The 6,574-nt window shown below is 41.8% G+C and carries 9 protein-coding genes; all 9 read right to left on the bottom strand.

Annotated features, from left to right (window positions below; translation table 11 throughout):
• Nucleotides 1-154 precede the first annotated feature (154 nt).
• The 9 genes from ADG81_RS08065 to rsmD all read right to left on the bottom strand — a co-directional run bounded on the left by ADG81_RS08065 (nucleotide 155) and on the right by rsmD (nucleotide 6,515).
• The gene (locus ADG81_RS08065) at nucleotides 155-1,486 is read right to left on the bottom strand and encodes a hemolysin family protein (RefSeq protein ID WP_049551425.1); all 1,332 of its coding nucleotides are present in this window, start codon (nucleotides 1,484-1,486) and stop codon (nucleotides 155-157) included.
• Nucleotides 1,487-1,585: 99 nt separating this feature from the next.
• Complete coding sequence (locus ADG81_RS10100) at nucleotides 1,586-1,750, bottom strand: hypothetical protein (protein WP_080978068.1); 165 nt, start codon at nucleotides 1,748-1,750, stop codon at nucleotides 1,586-1,588.
• 87 nt (nucleotides 1,751-1,837) lie between these two features.
• Nucleotides 1,838-2,662: a DNA-entry nuclease EndA gene (gene endA, locus ADG81_RS08060; protein WP_049551424.1), complete on the bottom strand. Its 825-nt coding sequence runs from the start codon at nucleotides 2,660-2,662 to the stop codon at nucleotides 1,838-1,840.
• Nucleotides 2,663-2,700: 38 nt separating this feature from the next.
• Nucleotides 2,701-2,889: a DNA-directed RNA polymerase subunit beta gene (locus ADG81_RS08055; protein ID WP_025171934.1), complete on the bottom strand. Its 189-nt coding sequence runs from the start codon at nucleotides 2,887-2,889 to the stop codon at nucleotides 2,701-2,703.
• Nucleotides 2,882-4,165, bottom strand: a complete 1,284-nt coding sequence (gene murA / locus ADG81_RS08050; protein ID WP_049551423.1) for a UDP-N-acetylglucosamine 1-carboxyvinyltransferase — start codon at nucleotides 4,163-4,165, stop codon at nucleotides 2,882-2,884. The genes ADG81_RS08055 and murA overlap by 8 nt, the downstream gene beginning before the upstream one ends.
• Before the next feature lie 23 nt (nucleotides 4,166-4,188).
• Nucleotides 4,189-4,419, bottom strand: coding sequence for a DUF1146 family protein (locus ADG81_RS09580; RefSeq protein ID WP_000250389.1), 231 nt, complete (start codon nucleotides 4,417-4,419; stop codon nucleotides 4,189-4,191).
• A gap of 57 nt (nucleotides 4,420-4,476) precedes the next feature.
• A complete protein-coding gene (locus ADG81_RS08045) occupies nucleotides 4,477-5,514 on the bottom strand; it encodes a SepM family pheromone-processing serine protease (RefSeq protein ID WP_049551422.1) in 1,038 nt (345 codons plus the stop codon).
• A complete protein-coding gene (coaD, locus tag ADG81_RS08040; protein WP_049551421.1) occupies nucleotides 5,498-5,986 on the bottom strand; it encodes a pantetheine-phosphate adenylyltransferase in 489 nt (162 codons plus the stop codon). The genes ADG81_RS08045 and coaD overlap by 17 nt, the downstream gene beginning before the upstream one ends.
• The gene (rsmD, locus tag ADG81_RS08035) at nucleotides 5,976-6,515 is read right to left on the bottom strand and encodes a 16S rRNA (guanine(966)-N(2))-methyltransferase RsmD (protein WP_049551420.1); all 540 of its coding nucleotides are present in this window, start codon (nucleotides 6,513-6,515) and stop codon (nucleotides 5,976-5,978) included. The genes coaD and rsmD overlap by 11 nt, the downstream gene beginning before the upstream one ends.
• Between the last annotated feature and the right edge of the window lie 59 nt (nucleotides 6,516-6,574).

The following is a 6,574-nucleotide window of genomic DNA, read 5'->3' as shown; positions in this document are numbered from 1 at the left end:
ATACTCAATGAAAATCAAAGAGCAAACTAGGAAACTAGCCGCAGGCTGTACTTGCGTACGGCAAGGCGACGTTGACGCGGTTTGAATTTGATTTTCGAAGAGTATGAAATCAACTGAAAAAGCTTCGTCACACCTGGTGACAAAAGCCTCTAGTTTACTCTGTTTCTTCTTCTATTTCAACTTCGGTAATTTGGACTTTTACCTTGGTAACACGTCCATTTTTCACTTTATCATTGGTTAGGATAAGCTGCTTGTTTTGGCTGACTAATTCATAACTGAGTTTTTCAGTCGTTGGAATGGTCCCAACTCCTGTCAAATAATAACCAGCGATGGTATCAACGTCATCACTTTCCAGTTCAACATCAAAGTAATCATTGAAATCATTGAGATTCATGGTACCTTGAACAATATAAGTATCTTCGCCGATTTGATGAACTTCGATTTCAGCCTTATCTGTTTCGTCATCGATTTCCCCAACGATTTCCTCTAAGAGGTCTTCCAGGGTCACCAAACCAGCCATCCCACCGTATTCGTCTAGCAAAATTGCCATTTGTCTTTGGGTATTGCGCAATTCTTTTAGCAAGTCATCCACAAAAATGGTTTCAGGAACAAAAAGTGGATCTTGCAAAATTCTCTTCCATACAATATTATCAAAACCGTCTTCAAAGGCTGCCTTAAGAAGACTCTTGGTGTGAATGATCCCAATCACGTTATCCTTGTCTCCATCATAGACAGGGATACGAGAATAATTTTGTTTTAAAATACTTTGGATAATGGTTTGACTATCATCCTGAATATCTACCATAAAGGCATCCGTTCGAGGAACCATGACTTCTCTGGCCATTAATTCGTCCAGTGAAAAAATCCCCTGTAACATCTCAATTTCGTCAGCATCTAGTGTTTCTTCACTATTTGTCAGCATGTACTCAATTTCATCACGAGTCATTTTTTCGTCAGCATCGTCAAAGGTCATAGGAGTCAAGCGACTCAAGAGATTGGTAGATGCAGACAAGAGCCAGACAAAGGGACTAACTAGTTTCCCCAGCCCAATGATAACTGGCGCTGTACGAATCGCCAAGGCATCCTTTAGATTAAGAGCGATTCTCTTAGGATACAATTCCCCAAAAACGATGGAAATATAAGTCAAAAATGCTAAAGACAGAAAACTTGCAACGGCATAAGCTGTTTCGCCATTTCCAAGCCAAGAAGCGATCTCTCGTCCCAGAGTTTCTGCCAAACTCGCCCCAGATAAAATCGTAATCAGGGTAATCCCTACTTGAATGGTTGATAAAAAGTGGTTAGGATTTTCTAGTACCTTCAGTAGACGGATATAACGTCTATCTCCTTCTTCTGCCTTTTGTTCAACCCGCGCACGGTTTAGTGACACCATGGCCATTTCTGTGGCTGAAAAAAAGGCATTTAACACCGTCAAGATAAACAATAAAACAAATTGTAGCAACAAATTCTGACTACTTGGGTCTTCCATAGTTCTTCTCCTAAAATAGTATCTTATCCTTTATTATATCACAAAATTTAGTCCAGTACATATTATTTTTTTCTCATACTCTTCGAAAATCTCTTCAAACTACGTCAGCTTCACCTTACCGTAGGTATGGTTACTGACTTCGTCAGTTCTATCCGCAACCTCAAAACAGTGTTTTGAGCTGACTTCGTCAGTTCCATCTACAACCTCAAAATAGTGTTTTGAGCAACCTGCGGCTAGCTTCCTAGTTTGCACTTTGATTTTCATTGAGTAGCAGTGTCTATTGTAGCCCTGCTGAAACTAGTTAAAAAAAATTCCTACATCCACAAGGGACATAGGAGTTTATTTTATATTTTACTGAGTAACAGTCACTTCTCCAGTTCGGTAATCCAGTTGAAGTCCCTTTTGAACATTGGGAACTAGAACATTAAATTCTAATTCTCCGTCTGAAGACTTGGCTTCAATCTGTGAAGCTGAAGGAACTAAGTCCTCATTTGAAGCGTAATAAAGGGTCACGCGGTAACGGACGCGCTTGTTTTGGTCCAAGGCTTTACGCACCATGCTTTCATAGTAGTTTTGACCAGTCGAATCCTCGGCTTGCGCCTGATTTGCCCAGGCTGTTTGAACAGCAATGTTTTTAGGATTACTTGTTGAGGCATCAAAACCATCCAAGCCACCGATTAAGGCATAGCCTAACAAGTGACCTCTATCGACGGCATGGGTATAAGAGCCCTTTAGATTCTTGACCTGATGCCAACCTGGAGGAGTCCAAGAAGTTGAACCATTCCCAGTTTCTTCACGATTCTTGTACTGACGAGTAGCCTTAGACAAGAGGGCATTAGCTACCGTTGGCACAGTTTCCTTGCCCACTGTCTTTGTTTTATTATCAGCGTAGGGCTTACTTGAAACCTTGGCATCTAGGTTTGTTTTATTACCATTGACGATAAAAGCACCTGAGCCATTCCACTCAAGACTCCCTTTTACTTGGCTTTTGACTGTGTCTGTTAAGACACTTTCTGCCAATTCTTGACTAGGAGCTTCAGACGCTTGTTTTTTCTGACTAACCTTGGTTTTGGGACTATTAGGTGTCGACTGCATCTGCTTGATATAATAGCTTCCCGCAGATAAGAGTAATAACACTAGCAGTCCGATTAGTGTCTGTCTTGTTTTTTTATCCATTTTTCTCCTTATCTCTAGAAAAAGACTGGTTCTCCATCCTAATTTCCTGTAAATTTATGAATTAATTCCTGCCATTTTGCCGGAGACAGGATAGCCCATGGATCTTGACCCTTGCCCAAAATTCCATAACCTACCATTAAGCCGATGCCTAAGGCTAGAGCACCTAAAAACAGTACCAAAATGACTAAAAGTAAACGCTTGATTACATAGCTTGATTTCTTACTCATCTTCATCGCTTGCCTCAATCCGCTGAATCTTAGCACCTAGCTGTGCCAACTTCTCATGAAAACGGTAGTAACCTCTATCCAAGTGAACCAATTTACCGACCACAGTTTCTCCTTGTGCTACCAAACCTGTCAAAATTAAGGCAGCACTGGCACGAAGGTCAGTTGAAAGAACTTCTGCCCCCTGCAAAGGTTGACCACCAACAATACGAGCTGTATCACGGATAATCTCAGAGTGCAAGCCCATGCGACGCATTTCTTCTAGATGTTGGAAACGATTTTCGAAAACTGTCTCCACCATAGTTGATTCCCCTTTTGCGACGGTCATCAAGGCTGTAAATTGGGCCTGCATATCTGTTGGAAATCCTGGGTGGGGCAAGGTTTTCACATGAACAGCTTTTAAATTTTCTAGTTGAGAGCGAACTCGAATTCCTTCAGCCTCCTCTGTCACTTCCACTCCCATTTCAAATAACTTGGCAATCAAGGGACGGTTGTGCTCCCAGACAGCGTCTTTAATCAAGACATCACCACCAGTCATGGCAGCAGCTACCATAAAGGTTCCGGCTTCGATACGGTCTTGGACTACATTGTGAGTCGTACCATGAAGTTTCTCAACACCTGTAATGGTAATGGTCTCTGTACCAGCCCCCTTAACCTTAGCTCCCATTTCATTGAGGAGAATGGCTAGGTCCACAATCTCAGGCTCACGCGCAGCATTTTCAATCACTGTCACCCCATCAGCCAGAGTCGCTGCCATCATCAAGTTCTGAGTAGCACCAACACTTGGGAAATCCATATAGATATGAGCTCCATGTAAGCGATTAGCCTTGGCTTCGATATAACCAGCTGTCTGACTAATCTTAGCCCCCATGGCTTCTAAACCTTTCAAATGCAGATCAATAGGGCGGCTACCAATCGTACAACCACCTGGCATGGATACTTTGGCATGACCTACACGGGCAAGAATTGGTCCCAAGACAACGATAGATGCGCGCATCTTGCTGACATACTTGTAAGGAGCTTCCTCAGTGATATCGCCAGTCGCGTCCACCTCAACAAGATGGGCTTCTTCATTAAAATCAACCTTGGCATTCAAACCACGAACCACCTGATTCATAGTGAACACATCTGACAAGATAGGAACATTCTGCAAGACGGTCTTTCCTTCACTTGCTAGAATAGTCGCTGCCAACAAGGGCAAGACTGCATTCTTTGCTCCTTCGATCGTAACACTTCCTACCAGACGATTATCGCCACCTTGAACCACAATTTTTTCCATACTTATTTCCTTTACTCTTGATTTTATAATAATCCTCTAAGCACTTCTTGCCACAACTGATACAGGCTGATAAAGAATGAACTCATGATGTAGCCCATTACAATACTGAAAAGAGCTATCAATAAACGGACTTTTCTTGTATTCTCAGCTGTCACTTTTAAAACCTTTTCCCATCTAACAAGATCCTTTAAAAGGTAAAAACTCACATAAATAAAGAGCATGTGACTGCTTAGAGTGAATAATAATTGAACCATTTGACTATTATACCATCTTCTCTGTTTGTGCGCTAGTTTGGAAACTTCACTTAAAAACTAGGGATTGTTTTTCAAGTAATCAATTGCATCTTGTAGGGTTTTAACTGGCACGATTTTCATATCTGTCTTGATTGTTTTAGCTGCTTCCAGGGCTGTTTGGTAGTTATTTTTCGCATCAGGATGTGCTTTTTGTTCTTCTTCGCTAACAGGGTTATCAGGGGCAAAGAAAATAGCAGCACCTTCTCTAGCCGAAGCTACAACTTTCTTATCAATACCTCCAATGTCCCCCACATTACCATCGCGATCAATGGTTCCTGTACCGGCAACGATACGGCCGTTACGAAGACCCGGATCAGCTATTTGAGTATAGATAGCTAGACTAAACATGAGACCAGCACTTGGTCCACCGATACCAGCTGTTGAAAAACGAATTGGAACATCACTAGTTACTTCTGTACGGTCAATCAAGCCAATTCCAATCCCATTTTTGCCATTTTCCAAGGTGATAATCTTTCCTTCTGCAGACTTGGTTTGTCCATCCTCTTCATAGGTGACCTTGACGGAGTCCCCTAGTTTTTGAGAATTGACGTAATCAATCAAATCTTTGGAACTGTCAAATGTCTGATCATTGACTGCTGTGACCGTATCAGAGATATTGAGAATCCCTTTAAAGGTTGAATTATCTGTCACGTTCAAGACATAAACCCCAAGGTATTTAAGTTCAATATCCTTACCAGCTGTTTTTAGACCTTGATACTTGGCCATATTTTGTGATGTTTGCATGTAGAATTGATTGATCCGCATAAATTCAACATCGGAAGAGCCACCTGTAGTCTCTTGGGCACTACGAATATCTGTAAAAGGCGTCAACCACGCATAAATCATATGGGCTAAAGTGGCATGCTGGACACCAACCGTAACGAATTGATAGGCACCAGCTTCCTTATCTTCTGTGTCATTTACTTTAAGGACTTGGCGAATATCTTCCGAACCACCTGGAACTTCTATATAGTAGGGCAAGGGCACTACAAATGCCAAGAAAGTCACAATCAAGGCCGCAATGACATATAAGGGCCATCTAATCTTTTTTTTCATTTCTTATTTCCTCCAAAATACTCTCGGGAACATAGCAAGCAATATCCTGACCAAACTTCAAAAGTTCTCTAACGCCGGATGAACTAATATAGAGATGTTCAGGTCGGCTATGTAAATAAATGGTCTCTATATCAGGAGACAGCTGATGGTTGTAGTAATCAAAACTGGCTTCATATTGTAAATCCGATGCATTCCTCAAACCACGCACTAGACAAGTAGCCCCCAGTCTTTTTGCAACATCAACCACCAATTCATCATGAGAAGACACAACTTCAACATTTTCCAAATGTTTCAAAGCCGTTTCTAGCCCTCGTTTACGATTTTCAAGAGGGAGAAATCCCTGTTTGTGAGGATTAAAAAAAATACCCACATAGAGCTTATCAAAAAGTCTGCTAGCTCGTTCAATCATATCCAAATGCCCATTTGTCATCGGATCAAATGAGCCTGTGAATAAGCCAATCTTATCTGACATAGACTGTCACCTTACTAATTCCATAAATCTTTTCCTTCCAGATACCAAGACAGGCAATTTCTTCTGGAAGTTCAACGGCCTTATCCGTCTCACACACGACCATGACATCTTCAGAAAAAAGCTCTTTCTCAGCCATTTTTTCAATATCTGCTACGATTTGTTCCTTAGCATAAGGAGGATCTAAGAAAATGAGGTCAAATCCCCCAGATACCTGTTCCAATGCCCTTTCTGCATCCATCTTGAGGAGTTGAAATTTTCCAACTTCCTTGGTCATCTGGATATTTTCAGCCACGATAGCCTGAGCCTTACGGTCTCGCTCCACCAAAACAGCGCTGGACATGCCACGCGATACTGCCTCGATAGATAAACCACCACTACCTGCATAAAGGTCCAAGACTCGTCCCCCTTCAAAGTAGGGACCAATCATGTTAAAAATGGCTCCCCTAACCTTATCCGAAGTAGGTCTTGTCGTCTTCCCTTCTAGTGTCTTGAGGGGACGTCCCCCATATATTCCTGATACGATTTTCATACCGTTTATTATACCAAATTATGGGCGAAAAGAGAAAGAAAACCGAACCTTACGGTTCG

The sequence above is a fragment of the Streptococcus pseudopneumoniae genome (genome assembly GCF_001070815.1).
GTDB lineage: Bacteria > Bacillota > Bacilli > Lactobacillales > Streptococcaceae > Streptococcus > Streptococcus pseudopneumoniae_P.
This window is presented reverse-complemented; position numbering and strand designations above follow the sequence as displayed.